Origin of the sequence: Marinobacter metalliresistant, from assembly GCF_038098645.1 — a bacterium.
Lineage (GTDB): Bacteria > Pseudomonadota > Gammaproteobacteria > Pseudomonadales > Oleiphilaceae > Marinobacter > Marinobacter metalliresistant.
The window spans coordinates 44347-61635 of sequence record NZ_CP101118.1; the positions used below are offsets into that span (position 1 = coordinate 44347).

A 17289-nucleotide genomic window follows, 5' to 3' on the forward strand; every position below is an offset into this window, starting at 1 on the left:
TATGAACAGTCCCGTATCGAATAGTGCCAGTCCCGAATCCGCGCGTAGCCATCGTCCAGCGGCGGTCTTTCTTCGCGGTATCGCCATGGGGGCCGCCGATATTGTGCCGGGTGTGTCCGGCGGTACCATTGCATTCATTACCGGTGTCTACTTCCGGTTGCTGGAAGCCATTAATGCCGTGCCCGTTGCAGTTTTCCGGCACCTGTTCCGGGGCAATTTCAGGGCGTTCTGGCACGCCTGCGACGGCACCTTTCTGGTATGCCTGCTGGCGGGCATTCTCATCAGTATTGCGACGCTGGCTTCAGCGATCAGTTATGTATTGGTGGAATACCCCATCCTCATCTGGAGCTTTTTCTTTGGTCTGATCGTTGCCTCGGTGTGGCATGTGGGCCGCCAGGTGCGACACTACAAAGTGGCACTGTTGGCACCGCTGTTGGCCGGTATTGTGGTTGCCTGGTGGATTACCACCTTGTCTGCGGGACAGGTTTCACCGTCTGGTCTGGCGTTCTTCGGTGCCGGGGCGCTCGCCATCTGTGCCATGATTCTTCCCGGTATTTCCGGCAGCTTTATTCTGGTCATTATCGGTATGTATGCGCCGGTCCTGGCGGCCATCAAGTCATTGGATATGGGCGTTTTGCTGCTGTTTATGGCGGGCTGTGTGGTCGGCCTGTTATCGATAGCGCGTCTGATTACCTGGGCGTTTCATCACTTTCATGATCTGGTGCTGGCTTTGCTGACAGGATTCATGGTCGGCGCCCTTAATAAGGTCTGGCCCTGGAAAGAAATACTCAGCTGGCGCACCAACAGTGCCGGTGAACAGGTGCCCCTTAATGAGGTAAGCATCTGGCCCTGGACATTCGCCGAACAGGCCGGGCAGGACCCTCAGATAGCACTGGCAGTGTTGATGGCGTTGGCCGGGTTCTGTCTTGTTTTGCTGGTTGAGTGGGTCGGTTTTCGCAGCCGGAGCGTCGCTCAGGCCGGGTAGCGGGGCGGCAAAACTGTGCGAAAGTGTTACCTGACGCACAAAATAAGTGTTTCGGCAGGTAACAGGGGTGGCCGGGTAGTAACTTGGATCCCATCGGGAAATGTGCAATATATTAGCAAGTTACTATTAAAATTTTAGAATTTGCTTCTACAGGCTGGGTGGTTTATACGGATTTTTCATAACTGGGTTATTTTTATTTCTGTGAGATTTTTGCCTGGGTTACTCAATGCCGATCTTCCGGCGTCCCCGCGGTTCCCGCCCGGTGCCTGTGAATCCTCTCGCCCCCTGAAAAAGACGCAGTACCGGTCCTTCCCACTGATTTCCCTCATTGCACTGCTGTTTCTTTCCGGCTGTAACACCCCGGCACTGTACCAGGATGATCTATATAACCCTCCGGTATACTGGGGCCGGCACGTTGTCAAACCGGGCGAAACCCTCTACAGCATAGCTTGGCGGTACGGGCGGGATTATCGTGAGCTTGGCAATGCCAACGGCATGGGTCCTCCCTGGAACCTGAAAGCCGGTCAGGTGCTGCGCCTTGATCTTCGCGGAACTGTAACCTCTGGCAGTCAGACTGGTTCAGCAAGCAGGCCTGCGGCGTCTGCCTCCAACACCCAAAGCCGGGTTTTAACGCCGAGACAGACAGCGGCTACCGCGCCAAAACCCTCGGTCACGAGGGCGCCTCGCAAGGATGCGCCGCTGGGGTCCCAGACCCAGACCGTCGCCCGCATTGAGTGGCGCTGGCCGCATGTTGGCACCGTAATTGCTGGATACTCAACATCCGGAAAAGTCAATAAAGGTATTGATATCGCCGGGCAAGCCGGGGATGCTGTTAGAGCCGCAGCCACGGGAAATGTGGTTTACGCCGGCAACGGGTTGCTTGGATACGGCAACCTGATTATTGTGAATCACAACGAGCACTATTTGAGTGCTTACGCTCATAACCGGAAGATTCTGGTGCAGGAAGGGGAGGATGTGAAAGCCGGGCAGGTGATTGCAGAGCTCGGTAGCAGTGGTGCTGAACGACCCATATTGCATTTTGAGATCCGAAAAAATGGCAATCCGGTCGATCCAGTCCATTATCTGCCACCGCGCCAGTGAACCGAGCAGTCAGCAGGCTGCCTGATCGCACTCCCCGGCACTGACAAATAAACCGCGTTCGCAAAAAAACAAAAACGGTAAAGGCCGTAACAGGCCGACCAACAAAATGTCCTGAAGAAAAAACATGAAGACGAAAACGTCCGCAATAACAAGAAGTATCGGGCGAACATCCAGGATTATTGAGAGGCGGGGCAAGACAAATGTCAGCAGAGCAAGAAGACATCATCATGGATCGTGTGTCAGATATTGATGACTCAGAAGATCAGCTGTTAGCTGAAGAAAAAGTCGACAAGGACGTGACCGAAGAGGTTGCGGCGGTCGAAGAGGATTTTCCCACCAAGGGGCGTTATTTCACCAGCCAGAAACAGCTGGACGCCACTCAGCTTTATCTCAACGAAATCGGTTTTTCACCCCTCCTGACTCCTGAAGAAGAAGTCTATTTTGCCCGCCTGGCGCGCAAGGGAGAGGAGTCTGGCCGCAAGCGGATGATCGAAAGTAACCTGCGTCTGGTGGTCAAGATCGCCCGCCGTTACGTGAACCGGGGCCTCACCCTGCTTGACCTGATTGAAGAGGGTAACCTGGGCCTGATCCGGGCCGTTGAAAAATTTGATCCGGAGCGTGGGTTCCGCTTCTCCACCTATGCAACCTGGTGGATTCGCCAGACCATTGAACGGGCGATCATGAACCAGACCCGTACTATTCGGCTGCCGATTCACGTGGTAAAGGAGCTGAACCTCTACTTGCGGGCCGGGAGGGAGCTGACCCAGAAACTGGACCATGAGCCATCGGCGGAAGAGATTGCGAAGATGGTGGACAAGCCGGTTTCGGACGTGAAACGAATGCTGGGCCTCAACGAGCGTGTCGCGTCCATGGATACGCCCATCGGCAGCGGTGGCGAGAAGTCTCTGCTGGACACAGTGGCGGATGAGGGCGCGTCTGATCCTGCCGATCTCCTGCAGGACAACAACATGTGTTCCTGTCTGGAAAAATGGATTGATCAGCTTAGCGACAAGCAGCAGGAAGTGCTTTCCCGTCGCTTTGGCCTGCGAGGCTACCCGGTGAGCACCCTGGAAGAGGTCGGGCAGGAAATCGGGCTGACTCGCGAGCGTGTTCGCCAGATCCAGGTTGAGGCGCTTCGCCGGCTCCGGGAAATCCTTGAGAAGGAAGGCTTGTCAGGGAACCTGCTGTTCAAATAAGCCCTTTCTGGCAGTTCGACCGCAAAAAGCCAATCAGGATACTCCTGGTTGGCTTTTGTGTTTCAGGATCGCTGCAAATGAGAACCAGGTTGCGCCTTTCTGGCCGGCCTCATTGATAGAATGCCGGGACCGGGCGGGGATAAGGGTGTCGAAACCCGGTGCACGAATGAAACACGTCAATAATAACGATCGAAAAGGAAAGGACTATGAAGAAGGCTCTTATAATCAGCTTTACCTCCCTTATGATGGCGGTCGTGCTGTCCGCACCGGCCTCAGCACTGACCGTTGAAGGTGTTGATGTCCCGGATACATACTCCGCCATGGATACCGAACTGAAGCTGAACGGTGCAGGCACCCGTTCCAAGTGGTTCATGGATCTGTACGTCGGTGGTCTTTACGTGCCGGAAACCATCAACGACGGCGAAACCGTGATTAATGCGGATGAGCCCCAGGCCATTACTCTGCACATCATTTCCGGCATGATCACCAGTGAGCGGATGACAGAGGCCACGCTGGACGGTTTCAAGGCGTCAACCGACGGTGATATGTCCGCCATTCAGGAAGATGTTGACCAGTTTATGGCGGTGTTTCAGGAAGAAATTACCGAAGGTGATGTGTTTGATCTGGTCTACCTGCCCGGGAAGGGTGTGAAAGTTCTCAAGAACGGTGAGCACAAGGACACCTTAGGTGACCTGGCTTTCAAAAAAGCCCTGTTCGGAATCTGGCTGTCCGATAAGCCTGCCCAGAAGGATCTGAAGGAGAAGATGCTGGGCCAGCGTTAACAAGGAGACAGCTGCCAGTAAAAAGCCGGCGTGACGCCGGCTTTGCTGTTCCTGTTGCAAGGTATCGGGTCTGGCTTAAAGGTAATCCCGCTTATGTTTGAATTCGCAGAGATCTTCAATAGAACAGGCCCCGCATTTGGGTTTCCGGGCGGTACAGGTATAGCGGCCATGAAGGATCAGCCAATGGTGGGCGTCAAGCAGGAACTCTTTGGGGACCAGACGCAGCAGCCGTTTCTCCACTTCCAGAACGTTCTTTCCCGGCGCAATTCCAGTGCGGTTTGAAACCCGGAAGATATGGGTGTCCACGGCCATCGCCATGTGACCGAATGCCGTATTGAGAACCACATTCGCGGTTTTGCGTCCTACGCCGGGAAGCGCTTCCAGGTCTTCCCGGTTTTCCGGTACCCGGCCATCGTGTTTCTCAATAAGAATACGGCAGGTCTTGATAACGTTTTCGGCCTTACTGTTAAACAGGCCAATGGTTTTAATGTATTCCCTGAGGCCATCAACACCCAGAGCCAGTATGGCTTCCGGCGTGTTGGCCACCGGAAACAGCTTACCGGTAGCCTTGTTCACGCCCACGTCCGTTGCCTGAGCCGACAGGATTACCGCAATCAACAGCTCGAACGGGCTCGAGTAGTTCAACTCCGTGGTCGGATGGGGGTTGGCGTCCCGCAGCCGGGTAAAGATCTCAACACGTTTGAGTTTGTTCATCAGCGCTCAGTCAGTTGCTAACCGGGGGTCAGGAGATGTTCCCGGTAATCCGGACCCGTTTGCTTCCAGCCTCTATCGGAGCCGGTTCGCTGGCCTTTCGGCGTTCTTTCAGGTGGTTATCGATGCTGTTTTTCAGGGCAATCAGTAGGCCGAGGCCCACAAAGGCACCGGGTGGCAGGATCATAAACAGCATGCCTGGGTAATTTTCGAACGGTCGGACGACCCAGTCGGCGGCCGCGGGGCCGAGCAGCAGGTTCATGTCAACAAACAGGCTTCCCTGACCGGTGAGCTCCCGAATGCCGCCGAGCACAGCCAGTACTGCGAGAAAACCGAGCCCCATCATGGCTCCGTCCAGAAGGGCCGGGCCAGGTGCGTTTTTGGAGGCAAAGGCATCGGCCCGGCCAAGGATAGCGCAATTGGTCACGATGAGCGGAATGAAGATGCCCAGAATCTGATAGAGCTCGTAGGTAAATGCCTGCATCAGCAATTCGGCGCAGGTCACGAAGGAAGCGATGATCATGACAAAAGCTGGCAGGCGCACGGATTCACTGACAAAGTTGCGAATCAGTGACACGGCAAGGTTGGAACCCATAAGCACCATCAGGGTTGCCACGCCAAGACCAATGGCATTCACAACGGTGCTGGTAACGGCCAGCAAGGGACACAGCCCGAGAACCTGCACCAGTGCCGGGTTATTGTCCCAGAGACCGTCGCGGATGATTTCGCTGGAAGATTTGGTCGCCATGATCAGGAATGCTCCGTGTTGGATGATTCGCCAGCAATCGCTTCCGGTTTGAGGGCTTCGTTCCTCTGAGACGGCGCTTCGTTGAGACGCTCCCGGATTACCCGGCGATTCTCTCGAAAATAGATCAGCGCTTTCTGAACAGCCTTTACCACGGCCCTCGGAGTGATCGTGGCGCCGGTAAACTGATCAAATTGGCCGCCGTTCTTTTTCACGGCCCACTCCCGGTGGGGTGGTTCGCCGAGCGACCGGCCGTCGAAGCTCTTGATCCAGTCCGATTTCTTGGTCTCGATACGGTCGCCCAGCCCCGGGGTTTCCCTGTGGCTGGTTACCCGGACGCCAAGAATGGTGCCCTGCATGTCCACGCCAACCAGCAGGTAGATGTTCCCGGAGTAGCCGGCGGATGCCACAATGGGCATGATCATGCCTATCGGCCGGTCATCCTGCCGGGCAACCCAGACGGTCAGGGGGTCCGGCAGGGCCAGCCGTTCGCTGGCCGGCAACTGCACGGTATCCCTGAGCAGGTCGTTGGTGTGCCGGCTTTCGGGAATGATTTCGAACAACGCCTTTGCTTCGGCGCGCGCTGCCTGCTGTTTAATTCGTTCCTCGGTGGCCACCTGAGTCACTGCAATGGTGCCACCGGTTATGACGGCGAACAAGCCGAGGCCGATGGCGCTGCGGCGCATGGACTGTGCTATGGCGGCCATGGTTTACCCCCGATTGCCTGGTACACCCCGGCGGGCCTTGTGATGGCCGTAAGTCCGCGGTGGTGTGTAGTGGTCGATAAATGGCACGGCAAAATTCATCAGCAGAACGCTGAAAGCAACGGCGTCGGGATAGTTGCCCCAGGTACGGATCAGATAGAGCAGAATGCCGATTCCCGCCCCGTAAATCAGTTTACCCTGATGGCTGGTAGCAGCGGAGACCGGGTCGGTGGCGATAAAGAAGGCACCGAGCATGGTACCGCCAGCCAGAAGATGGAGTGATACCGGCGTATACAGGTCTGCATTGTTGCCAAACGCCAGGCTCATCAGGATCAGGCCACCGAGAAAACCGGCTGGAATGTGCCAGCTGATAATACGAAGGCCGATCAGCAAGAGGCCGCCGGCAAGAAAGGCTGCATTCACCCATTCCCAGCCTTTGGCGATGCTTTCACCGAAGGTCGGGTGGATCAGTACCTCGGCCGAGGTGTGGCCGGCGATCTTGTGTTTGTACTCGTCAAGGGGCGTTGCCATGGTCCAGCCATCTACCGCTGTCTGCTGGCCTGATGCGATGGTCGCCAGGGTTTCACCGAAGCCCGGCGCGCCGTCCCAGAGCATGGCTGGTTCTGCCCAATTGGTGGTCATGGCGACCGGAAACGACACCAGTACCAGCGCATAACCCACCATGGCCGGATTGAATGGGTTGGAGCCCAGTCCACCGTATAGCTGCTTGGCAATAACAATGGCGGAAATGACAGCCACCGCCGAAACCCACCACGGCGTGAATTGTGGCAACGAGAGGCCCAGCAGTAGCCCGGTTACCGCGGCCGTGTTGTCCCTGATAAAAAAGACCACGGGTTTTTTCCGAAGCCTGAGCACGGTCGCCTCGGAGAACACGGCAACGGCGATGCAGAAGACCACATTGATGAGGTTGCCCCAGCCGAAAAACAGAGTCTGGGCGAACAGGCCAGGCAACGCCGCAATCATCACCCACAACATCACGCGGGACGTCGGTCGGGCCTTGTGGGCATGGGGTGAGGACTGTTGAACAAACGCCATGTGTGTCGAGCCTGATTCCGTTAGTGGGTGGGCTGGGATTCGGTCGGCCGGGCGGCCAGTTTGTCTCGGGCTTCCGCCAGCATCTCTTCGGCCCGCTTTACCCGATCATGGTTCTTGGCTACTGCGCGCTCAAGCTTGTCCACGTTATCGGCCTGTTGCGCTTTTGCCTCGTCAAGCATGCCCTGTATGGTTTCCAGCTTGGATCGGGCCTGGCCAAGTTGCTTTTCCAGAGCGTCAATATCCGGCTTTTCTTCAGCTGTGTCGGTCGCAGGTGGTGGCTGGAGTGCCCCGGCTTTTGCCTTCTTGCGGGCCAGGGCCTGCTCGACCAGAGCGGCCTTGGCAGAGCGTTCGTCAACGGCCTCACCCTCTGCTGTTACTTGCTCCGCTTCGGCTTTTTTCCTTGCCTGGGCGTCGGCCGCCGCTTTTGCCCGTTCCTTGCGCCTCAGTTCTTTCTCTTGCTGTTCCCGCTCCAGGCGGGCCTGACGAGCTTCGAAGCGTTCCCGGGCGCGGTCCGCTTTCAGCTGTTCTGCGCGCTGAACGCGAATTTCGCCTTTGGCGAAGCGGTAGTACTGCACCAGCGGGATCGAGCTCGGGCATACATAGGAGCAGGCTCCGCATTCGATGCAATCGAACAGGTTCAGGTGCTCGGCTTTCTCAAACTCGGTGGTCTTGGCATACCAGAACAGCTGCTGTGGCAATAACTTCATAGGGCAGGCTTCGGCGCACTGTCCGCATCGGATACAGGGTTGCTCCGGCGGCGGTGCCGGTAACTCGCTGGCCGTTGCAGCAATGACGCAGTTGGTGGTTTTAATCACCGGAACGGCGTCGGTTGTAAGCGTATAGCCCATCATCGGGCCGCCGAGCACCAGACGGCTGAGCCTGTCCTGCTGAACACCGGCCTGTTCGAGCAGATATTCGATCGGCGTGCCAATCAACGCCTCGAAATTGCCCGGTTCGCGTACCGCTTCGCCGGTAATGGTAACAACCCGGGAAATCAGTGGTGTGCCTTCAACCACGGCCTGCGCCACGGCAACGGCGGTGCCGATGTTCTGGCACATAACTCCGATATCAGCCGGAATACCACCGCTGGGCACTTCCATGCCAGTCAGTATCCGGATCAGCTGTTTCTCACCGCCGGAAGGGTACTTGGTTGGAATAACGACGATTTCAGTCTGGGTGCCCTCGGTTGCCTCGCGCATCGCTGAAATGGCTTCCGGCTTGTTGTCTTCAATACCAATAACGCAACGTTCCGGACGAAGAATCCACGCCATAACCTTCAGGCCGGCAACAACCTCATCGGCTTTTTCCCGCATGGTCATGTCATCGGCGGTAATGTAGGGCTCGCACTCAGCGCCGTTCAGAATCAGCGTGCTTACCTTGCGGTTCCGGGGTGGCCGGAGCTTGATGTTGGTGGGAAAGCCGGCGCCGCCCATGCCGGAAATGCCGGCATCCCGGATAATCCCGAGGACCTGGTCACGGGTGAGGGTGCGATAGTCAGGCACCGGGTTGCGGGAGCACCATTGATCTTCGCCATCTGGCCTGAGCGTAATGCACCAGTCCGCCATTCCCGACGGGTGGGGAACGGGGTGTTCCACAATGCTCTCAATGACACCGGACGTCGGCGCATGAACGGCTACACCCATGCCGGTTTTGACATCTGCGATTTTCTGCCCTTTCAGAACCTGCTCGCCCACTTCAACAATCGCTTCGGCCGGGTCTCCGATATGCTGCTGGAGTGGCAACACCAGCCGTTCCGGAATTCCGGCTCGACGAACCGGCCGGGCCGTTGAGAAGTCTTTGTGCTCCGGCGGATGAATGCCACCGGAAAAATCCCACAGTTGTGTCATCAGGCGCTGGCTCCCTGGCGGTCGGTGGCAATGAGCCCCGGGGTCGGCGGTGTCCAGGTCCAGGTACGGATATCCGGTTCAACAGTCACCATATCGATACAATCGACCGGGCAGGGCTCCACACAGAGGTCGCAGCCGGTGCATTCGCTTTCAATGACCGTGTGCATGTGCTTGGCGGCACCAAGAATGGCATCCACGGGGCAGGCCTGGATGCACTTGGTACAGCCGATGCACTCGTCTTCACGAATCACTGCAACCTGCTTGACCTGCTCAACACCATGCTCGGCATCGAGAGGTTCCGGTTCAACGTCCAGCAGGTCGGCCAGTGCCTTGATGGTGGACTCGCCTCCGGGCGGGCACTTGTTGATGGGGCCGCCCTCGGCGATGGATTCGGCGTAGGGCCGGCAACCCGGATAGCCACACTGCCCGCACTGGGTCTGTGGCAGGAGCGCATCGATCTGGTCAGCCAGTGGATTACCCTCCACCTTGAACCGTTCAGCGGCAAAGCCCAGCAAACCTCCGAACACAACGGCCAGGGCCAGAAGAACCAACACGGCAACCAGAATGCTTGTCCACATAAACTGCTACTCCTAATCCAGCTGCCCCTAATCCAGCTGCCCCTAATCCAACTGCCCCTAATTCTGCTACCCCGTCAAACGCTGACCAGGCCACCAAAGCCGAGGAACGCCAGCGACATCAGCCCGGCCGTAACCAGCCCGATCGCAGCCCCGCGGAACGCAACCGGAACGTCAGAGACGGCGATGCGTTCCCGCATGGCGGCAAACAGGACCAGGACCAGGGAGAAGCCGGCCGCTGCGCCAAAACCGTACAAAACCGACTCAACGAAGTTGTTGTTCTTGTTAATGTTCAGGAGAGCGACCCCAAGCACCGCACAGTTTGTGGTGATCAGGGGAAGGAAAATACCCAGCACCCGGTAGAGCAAGGGGCTGGTCTTGTGAACGACCATTTCCGTGAACTGGACCACCACGGCGATCACCAGAATGAATGTGATTGTCCTTAGAAAGGTCAGGTCCAACGGCTCCAGCAGATAGGTGTAGACAAGATAGCTGTATACCGACGCCAGAGTCAGCACGAAGGTGGTTGCCAGAGACATGCCCATGGCCGTTTCGAGCTTCCCTGAAACGCCCATGAACGGGCACAGGCCCAGGAACTGAACCAGCACAAAGTTGTTCACCAGAATGGTGCTGACCAGAATCAGCAGATATTCGGTCATTTGCCTTGCTCCATTGACCCGGCTGCCGGCCGTTACATGATCCGCATGCCGGGCGTGGCACCGGAATCCGGAGACAGGATAAAGAGGTCCTTGCCACCGGGCCCCGCTGCCAGAACCATGCCCTCGGACATGCCGAACTTCATTTTCCGGGGCTTGAGGTTGGCAACCATCACGGTCAGGCGGCCCTCAAGATCTTCCGGCCTGTAAGCAGACTTGATACCAGCAAACACGTTGCGGTCGCCGTGCCCCACGTCAAGGGTGAGGCGAAGGAGCTTGTCAGCGCCTTCAACCTGTTCGGCTTTCACTATTTTAACGACCCTGAGATCCACTTTCGCGAATTCCCCGAATTCGATCTCGTCGGCGATCGGCTCAGCCTTGGCAGCAGGCGCCGGCTTTCCGGTTGCTGCGGGCAGTTCCTCTTTTGAGGCATCCAGCATTTTCTCAATCTGGGCAATGTCGACACGGTTCATCAACGGCTTGAACTTGTTGATGCCATGGTTCTCGAGGCGCTCCGCGCGTTTGTTCCAGTCCAGCGGCGCATTCAGGAACGCCTCGGAGGCCTTGGCGGTTTCCGGTAGTACCGGTGCCAGGTAGGTCATCAGCAGGTGGAACATGTTGATGGCGTTGGTGCAGATAGCCTGAAGATTCCCATCCTGGCCTTCCTGCCTGGCGATCACCCAGGGCTGCTCGTCATTGACGTACTGGTTGGCAATGTCGGCCAGTTCCATGATCCGGCGCATGGCGCGGCCGAACTCACGGGCTTCGTAGAACTCCTCGATCTCTTTGCCAGCTTCGATGAATTCCTTCAGTTTGGCATGCTCGGTAACCTGGCCAAGCTGACCGTCGAAGCGCTTGGTGATGAAACCGGCGCTGCGGCTGGCGATGTTCACGACCTTGCCCACCAGATCCGAGTTTACCCGGGCAGCAAAGTCTTCCAGGTTCAGGTCCATATCATCGACACTGCCGGTCAGTTTGGCCGCGAAGTAGTAACGCAGGTATTCCGGATTCAGGTGGTCCAGATAGGTGCGGGCCATGATAAAGGTGCCACGGGACTTGGACATCTTCTTGCCGTTCACGGTCACAAAGCCATGGGCCCAGACCGCCGTTGGCGTGCGGAAACCGGCATCGTGCAGCATGGATGGCCAGAACAGGGCGTGGAAGTTGATGATGTCCTTGCCGATGAAGTGGTACACCTCGGCGGTGGAATCGGCCTTCCAGAAGTGCTCGAAATCGATGCCTTCCTGGTTGCACAGGTTCTTGAAGCTGGCGAGGTAGCCAATAGGAGCGTCCAGCCAGACATAGAAGTATTTACCCGGCGCATCCGGAATCTCGAAGCCGAAGTAGGGCGCATCGCGGCTGATATCCCACTCCTGCAGCCCGGCATCCAGCCACTCGGCCAGCTTGTTTGCCACCTGTGGCTGCAATGTGCCGCTACGGGTCCATTTAGCCAGGAAATCGGCAAAGTCCGGCAGCTTGAAGAAATAGTGCTCGGACTCCTTCTCGATGGGCGTCGCCCCGGACACGGCCGAGCGCGGGTTGATCAGCTCCGCCGGCGTGTAGGTAGCGCCACAGGCTTCACAGTTGTCCCCGTACTGATCCTCGGTTTTGCATTTCGGGCACGTGCCCTTGATAAACCGGTCCGCCAGGAACATGTTCTTTTCCGGGTCGTAGGACTGGATGATCTTGCGCGTGGCAATGTGCCCGTTTTCCTGCAACTGGCGGTAAATGTACTCCGAGAACTGGCGGTTCTCCTCGGAATGGGTGGTGTAGTAGTTATCAAAGTGGATATGGAAGCCGCGGAAATCTTCCTGATGCTCATCGCGGATACGGTCAATCAGCTGTTCGGACGTGATGCCTTCGCGCTCGGCCCGGAGCATAATGGCCGTGCCGTGGGCATCATCGGCGCAAACGTAGTAACAGTTCTGGCCACGCATTTTCTGATAACGTACCCAGATATCCGTCTGAATGTATTCCAGCAGGTGGCCCAGATGGATAGGGCCGTTGGCGTACGGCAGGGCGCTGGTAACCAGAATATCGCGCTGTTGTTTGCTCGCTTGCGTCATGGTGATGTCCGAACCTTATGTTGATACGGGTTGGAAAGACAAAACGGGGTCCTGGCGGCCGTCGGAATTGATTGCGCCAGGTAAAGACCCCATATGGTCAGAAACGGGCACAGATGATACCTTCCGAGCAGATATTTTTCATCCGAATCACCCGTTTCCGTGCTTAAAATCGCGCATTAGCTTATTCTGGAGAACCCGATGACACAGATATCAGAGCAGGCCCTGCAAACAGCGGTCCGCGAGTACCGCGACCCGTATCTCAACAAGGATCTCTACGAATTGGGTGCGGTAAAATCCCTGAGTGCGGATGCCAGAGGCAAAGTGACCCTCACAGTCGAGCTACCGTACCCCTCCAAAGGCATCGCCGGGGCCCTGAAGGGGATCGTGACCAACGCGCTGGAATTCGTCGATGGCGTAGAGAGTGCCGACGTTCATGTCGGCCAGAAAATCCACGCCTATAAGGTTCAAAAAGACCTGCCCTCGGTCCCTGGCGTGAAAAACATCATCGCCGTCGCCTCCGGCAAGGGTGGTGTCGGTAAATCCACCACCGCCGTCAATCTCGCCCTGGCACTTCAGGCCGAAGGTGCGAGAGTTGGTATCCTCGACGCCGACATCTACGGCCCCAGCATCGGCATGATGCTTGGCGTCCCCGAAGGCAAGCGCCCCGACACCCGCGAAAACAAATATTTCGTTCCCATGGAGGCCCACGGCCTCCAGGCTAACTCCATGGCTTTCGTTGTCACCGACAAAACCCCCATGGTCTGGCGCGGCCCCATGGTCAGCGGCGCGGTGATGCAACTGCTGCAACAGACCCTCTGGAACGAACTCGACTACCTCATCATCGACATGCCCCCGGGCACCGGCGACATCCAGCTCACCCTGGCCCAGAAAGTCCCCGTCACCGGCGCCGTGATCGTCACCACTCCCCAGGACATCGCCCTGCTGGACGGTAAAAAAGGCATCGAAATGTTCCGCAAAGTCGACATCCCCGTGCTCGGCGTTGTCGAAAACATGAGCGTCCACATCTGCAGCAACTGCGGCCACGAAGAACCCCTCTTCGGCCACGGCGGCGGTGCACGCATCGCCGAAGAATACAACACCACGCTCCTGGGTCAGCTGCCCCTGCACATGACCATCCGCGAACAGACCGACGGCGGCACCCCCTCCGTGGTTGCCGAACCGGACTCCGAAGTGGCCCGCCGGTACCGCGATATCGCCAGAAGGTTAGGGGCTGAACTCTCCACCCGGGAGCGCAACCTCAGTGGTTCCATCTCAAGCGTTTCGGTGACAGAGCACTGACTTAGGCTCAAAGAGGCGAATTCCCGACTGTTAGAGTCGCGAGTTGGGGTGCACTTTCCAAAACTGTTGAGGGCCAGGGACGGCCCGAAACAAGCGCACATGGATGTGCTCGTAGCGTGTTTTGGAAAGTGCATCCCAAGCTTGCAGCCACCCAGCCAGGCAGTCCTGTGATAAAGCCCGTAGACTTCGACAGACACTGCGCTAACGGGTAAACTACGCCTCAATTTTTCCCAGTGGATACGAGACTTCGCCAATGAGCATCAAATCCGACAAGTGGATTCGCCGGATGTCCGAACAAAACGGCATGATCGAACCGTACGAAAGCGGACAGGTTCGTGAAACCGAAAAAGGCCGCGTGATCTCTTACGGCACCTCCAGCTATGGCTATGACGTACGCTGCAGCAACGAATTCAAAATCTTCACCAACGTCCACTCCGCCACCGTGGACCCGAAGAACTTCGACGAAAACAGCTTCGTCAACTACACCGGCGACGTCTGCATCATCCCGCCGAACTCCTTTGCCCTGGCCCGCACCGTCGAATACTTCCGCATCCCGCGCAGCGTACTCACCATCTGCCTCGGCAAATCCACCTACGCCCGTTGCGGCATCATCGTCAACGTCACACCGCTGGAACCGGAGTGGGAAGGCCAGGTTACCCTGGAGTTTTCCAATACCACCAACCTGCCGGCCAAAATTTACGCCAACGAAGGCGTGGCCCAGATGCTCTTCTTCGAATCCGACGAGATCTGCGAGACCAGCTACAAAGACCGGGGCGGCAAATACTTCGGCCAGACCGGCGTCACCCTGCCCAAGACATGAACGCCAACCAGTTCCTCAAAGCAGTCTCACAGTTGCAGGGCTGGCGCGAATGCGCCTTCCTGCTCGCTCTGGCTGAGCGCTCATTCCCCAACTATGCCTTGTTCGCAGACGCTGTCGACCTGAAAACCGGTGCCAAAATGCGCCAGCTGCTGGATCTTGGCTGGGACCTGCTCCAGAAAGATGTTTCGGAGTCCGCCATCCCCCAGCTGCTGGCAAGGCTGGAGACCCTGTCTCCGGATGTGAACGCCTACGATGCCTACGGCGTCTACCCGGCCTTTGATTTCTGCCAGTTGCTGGAGCAGGCCCTGCTTAGTCGTCTGAACCCGGGTAAACACCGGGCAACCGACGCCTCGCAGATGGCCACGGCAACGGTGATGAACTTCATTGAGCTTTCCGAGGGTGACGATCTCGACGAAGACGAGCTGGTTCGCTTGCTGGATCAACACCCCCTGATGAAAGAGGACAAGACCTTCCAGCGCGATCTGGTGCTTGCCCTCAAACGCCAGCGCACGCCTACCGATCAGTTCGTGGCCCGCCTGCGGGAAGACGCAGCCAACGACGGCGTCAGCAACCTGGGCATCTCCCTCAACGAATAATCGAACAGCGCGCGGGCGAGCTACACTTTCAGTGTTCTTTATTGTTTTCAGCCCTGGTCAGACGGAATTTACCTCATGAAACTCTCTGCATTTGGTCGCAAATTTACCGCCGATGCCGGTATTACGTCCCTGATGGATGACCTTGGTAATGCCATGGCATCCGGCGACGACATGATCATGATGGGCGGCGGTAACCCGGGGCATATTCCCGAGATTCAGCAGCGAGTGCAGGAAATTCTGGCGGACATGAGTCGCAGCGAAAGCGATGTCCGGCGTCTGGTTGGCATTTACGATCCGCCCCAGGGCGAAAAGCAGTTTATCGCCGCGCTCGCCGAGATGCTGAACCGCGAGTACAACTGGGGCCTGAAGCCTGAGAACATCGCGCTTACCAATGGCAGCCAGGCCGCCTTCTTCATGTTGTTCAACATGTTTGGCGGCGATTACGGTGAAGGTCAGCGCAAGCATATTCTGTTGCCTCTGGCACCGGAATACATCGGCTACGCCGACGCTGGCATCGAGCCTGGCCTGTTTCACGCGGTTCAGCCGGATATTTCCTTTACCGATGCTCACGAATTCAAGTACCGGGTGGACTTTGATGCCGTGGAAGTGACCGGCGAGACGGGCGCTATCTGTGTGTCGCGGCCCACCAATCCGACCGGCAATGTGGTGACCGACGACGAGCTTGCGCGTCTTGAGCAGCTGGCGCGTGACCACGACGTGCCCCTGATCGTTGACGGAGCCTATGGCACGCCGTTTCCCAGCCTGCTTTTTGTCGACGCAACGCCCACCTGGAACGAGCAGATTATCCTCTGCCTGAGTCTGTCGAAATTGGGTCTGCCAGCGGCGCGTACGGGTATTGTGATTGCGGCTGAGCCGATCATCAAGGCGCTCTCGGGCATTAACGCCATCGTGAACCTGGCCACGGGTAGTTTCGGAGCCATGCTGGCGGATCCGCTGGTCAGGTCCGGCGAGATCCTCTCGCTGAGCCGCGAGGTGGTATGCCCATTCTACAAGGCGAAAATGCAGAAGGCGGTAGCAGTTTTTCGGGACGCCATGGGGGAGGACAGTTGCCGCTGGTATCTCCACAAGCCGGAGGGCGCGATGTTTCTCTGGTTGTGGTTCCCGGATCTGCCGATCACCAGCCTTGAGTTGTACCAGCGACTGAAAGCCCGTGGTGTGCTGGTTGTTTCCGGCCATTATTTCTTTCCGGGGCTGCCGGAGGACGGCTGGAAACACCGGCACGAGTGCCTGCGTGTGACCTACTCCCAGGACGATGAGCGGGTTGCCGAGGGTCTGAGGATCATCGCGGATGAAGTCAAAGCCGTCTGGCGTGAGGCTGGGCGCGAGGTTTAGGGCCCGAAATCCGCCGCTTCCAGTTTCAGCTCGTAGCTGCTGCCGTCTGGTTCCACCTGTCGCAGCCGCACGAGAAGGAAATCCTGCTCGGGCGAGAACCACATCAGGGTCTGGCGCTTCGAGTCCTCCCGAACCTTTTCCGCTTTCAGAAAGGCTGTTCCGTCGCCACCGGTGCTTGTAGCCTCGCCGTTTATGACGGCAAAACGCTCCTCATCAACTGACCGGCCATTAATGACCTTGTAGGTCATATCACGTTCGCCGTTGCGGATATCCTGATGCAACTGGAGCTGGTAGCCGAGCGGATCCAGGACCCCTTCCTCCAGTTCGATTTCAAAGCGCTTGCCCTTGTACTCTCCGGTGGCCACACCTGTCGACCAGTCGAAATCGATGGAATGCTTCCGATCCTTTATCAGAAACCCGGAAAGGTGGTAGCGGTACCTCATCGGCACGACCCGACCGTTTTCCCATCTGAGGATCAGGGATTCATCAATGCTGGCAATAAAGGAATCAACATCGGTTCGGTAGAGCCAGATATCGTTGCCCTGAGATGTCAGAGTCCGTTTTGCGGTGCCACTGAGGGAGATGCCTTTTTCCATGGCCGCTGTGTAGCTGGCTTCAAAGGGTGTAAGCCCCGTGTCCGACTCCGCCTGGACGGAGCCTGCCAGAATGCCGAGGCAGAGCGACAATGCTGCGCCCCGGAGTTTGGAGGTTAGTAGTGAGTGCATATAGCTAAACCCGAACAAATACCGTCATCGATGGCGACAGTGTAGCTGCCCGGGTGAGATACGGAGATGACA

The 17289-nt window shown here is 57.5% G+C and carries 17 protein-coding genes; 8 read left to right on the forward strand and 9 right to left on the reverse strand.

All coding sequences use genetic code 11. From position 1 onward, the window contains the following. The first annotated feature begins 1 nt into the window (after window position 1). From NLK58_RS00200 to NLK58_RS00215, 4 genes are all read left to right on the forward strand, one after another. A complete protein-coding gene (locus tag NLK58_RS00200) occupies window positions 2-985 on the forward strand; it encodes a DUF368 domain-containing protein (RefSeq protein ID WP_117620167.1) in 984 nt (327 codons plus the stop codon). Window positions 986-1195: 210 nt separating this feature from the next. Continuing rightward, on the forward strand, window positions 1196-2086 hold the full coding sequence (locus tag NLK58_RS00205; protein WP_341582753.1) for a peptidoglycan DD-metalloendopeptidase family protein: 891 nt from the start codon (window positions 1196-1198) through the stop codon (window positions 2084-2086). 200 nt (window positions 2087-2286) lie between these two features. Beyond that, window positions 2287-3282 (forward strand): RNA polymerase sigma factor RpoS, encoded by a 996-nt coding sequence (gene rpoS, locus NLK58_RS00210; RefSeq protein ID WP_117620168.1) that lies wholly within the window; start codon window positions 2287-2289, stop codon window positions 3280-3282. 206 nt (window positions 3283-3488) lie between these two features. Next, window positions 3489-4064 carry a chalcone isomerase family protein gene (locus tag NLK58_RS00215; RefSeq protein ID WP_341581659.1) on the forward strand — a complete coding sequence of 192 codons (576 nt, stop codon included), beginning with the start codon at window positions 3489-3491 and terminating at the stop codon, window positions 4062-4064. A 75-nt stretch (window positions 4065-4139) separates the two neighbouring features. Here NLK58_RS00215 and nth read toward each other — a convergent pair whose 3' ends face one another. The 8 genes from nth to metG form a co-directional block, all read right to left on the reverse strand. Continuing rightward, the gene (gene nth / locus NLK58_RS00220; protein ID WP_117620170.1) at window positions 4140-4778 is read right to left on the reverse strand and encodes an endonuclease III; all 639 of its coding nucleotides are present in this window, start codon (window positions 4776-4778) and stop codon (window positions 4140-4142) included. A 28-nt stretch (window positions 4779-4806) separates the two neighbouring features. Beyond that, the gene (locus NLK58_RS00225) at window positions 4807-5523 is read right to left on the reverse strand and encodes an electron transport complex subunit E (RefSeq protein ID WP_117620171.1); all 717 of its coding nucleotides are present in this window, start codon (window positions 5521-5523) and stop codon (window positions 4807-4809) included. A 2-nt stretch (window positions 5524-5525) separates the two neighbouring features. After that, window positions 5526-6227 carry an electron transport complex subunit RsxG gene (gene rsxG, locus NLK58_RS00230; RefSeq protein ID WP_117620172.1) on the reverse strand — a complete coding sequence of 234 codons (702 nt, stop codon included), beginning with the start codon at window positions 6225-6227 and terminating at the stop codon, window positions 5526-5528. A 3-nt stretch (window positions 6228-6230) separates the two neighbouring features. Then, on the reverse strand, window positions 6231-7280 hold the full coding sequence (gene rsxD / locus NLK58_RS00235; protein WP_117620173.1) for an electron transport complex subunit RsxD: 1050 nt from the start codon (window positions 7278-7280) through the stop codon (window positions 6231-6233). Window positions 7281-7300: 20 nt separating this feature from the next. Beyond that, a complete protein-coding gene (gene rsxC, locus NLK58_RS00240) occupies window positions 7301-9127 on the reverse strand; it encodes an electron transport complex subunit RsxC (RefSeq protein ID WP_341581660.1) in 1827 nt (608 codons plus the stop codon). Further along, window positions 9127-9705, reverse strand: a complete 579-nt coding sequence (gene rsxB / locus NLK58_RS00245; RefSeq protein ID WP_117620175.1) for an electron transport complex subunit RsxB — start codon at window positions 9703-9705, stop codon at window positions 9127-9129. Before rsxB ends, rsxC begins: the two co-directional genes overlap by 1 nt. Before the next feature lie 74 nt (window positions 9706-9779). Next, entirely contained in the window at window positions 9780-10361 is a 582-nt protein-coding gene (rsxA, locus tag NLK58_RS00250) for an electron transport complex subunit RsxA (protein WP_341581661.1), read from the reverse strand. Window positions 10362-10393: 32 nt separating this feature from the next. Then, window positions 10394-12424 carry a methionine--tRNA ligase gene (metG, locus tag NLK58_RS00255; RefSeq protein ID WP_341581662.1) on the reverse strand — a complete coding sequence of 677 codons (2031 nt, stop codon included), beginning with the start codon at window positions 12422-12424 and terminating at the stop codon, window positions 10394-10396. 198 nt (window positions 12425-12622) lie between these two features. Between metG and apbC the strand changes: the two genes are divergently transcribed. From apbC to NLK58_RS00275, 4 genes are all read left to right on the forward strand, one after another. After that, window positions 12623-13723, forward strand: a complete 1101-nt coding sequence (apbC, locus tag NLK58_RS00260) for an iron-sulfur cluster carrier protein ApbC (RefSeq protein WP_341581664.1) — start codon at window positions 12623-12625, stop codon at window positions 13721-13723. A gap of 253 nt (window positions 13724-13976) precedes the next feature. After that, window positions 13977-14543 (forward strand): dCTP deaminase, encoded by a 567-nt coding sequence (gene dcd / locus NLK58_RS00265; protein WP_117620179.1) that lies wholly within the window; start codon window positions 13977-13979, stop codon window positions 14541-14543. Next, window positions 14540-15139, forward strand: coding sequence for a YjaG family protein (locus tag NLK58_RS00270; protein ID WP_117620180.1), 600 nt, complete (start codon window positions 14540-14542; stop codon window positions 15137-15139). The genes dcd and NLK58_RS00270 overlap by 4 nt, the downstream gene beginning before the upstream one ends. A 75-nt stretch (window positions 15140-15214) precedes the next feature. Then, window positions 15215-16492: a valine--pyruvate transaminase gene (locus tag NLK58_RS00275; protein ID WP_341581665.1), complete on the forward strand. Its 1278-nt coding sequence runs from the start codon at window positions 15215-15217 to the stop codon at window positions 16490-16492. Here the strand turns inward: NLK58_RS00275 and NLK58_RS00280 are convergent. After that, on the reverse strand, window positions 16489-17217 hold the full coding sequence (locus tag NLK58_RS00280) for a DUF3108 domain-containing protein (protein WP_341581666.1): 729 nt from the start codon (window positions 17215-17217) through the stop codon (window positions 16489-16491). The genes NLK58_RS00275 and NLK58_RS00280 overlap by 4 nt on opposite strands. Window positions 17218-17289: the final 72 nt, after the last annotated feature.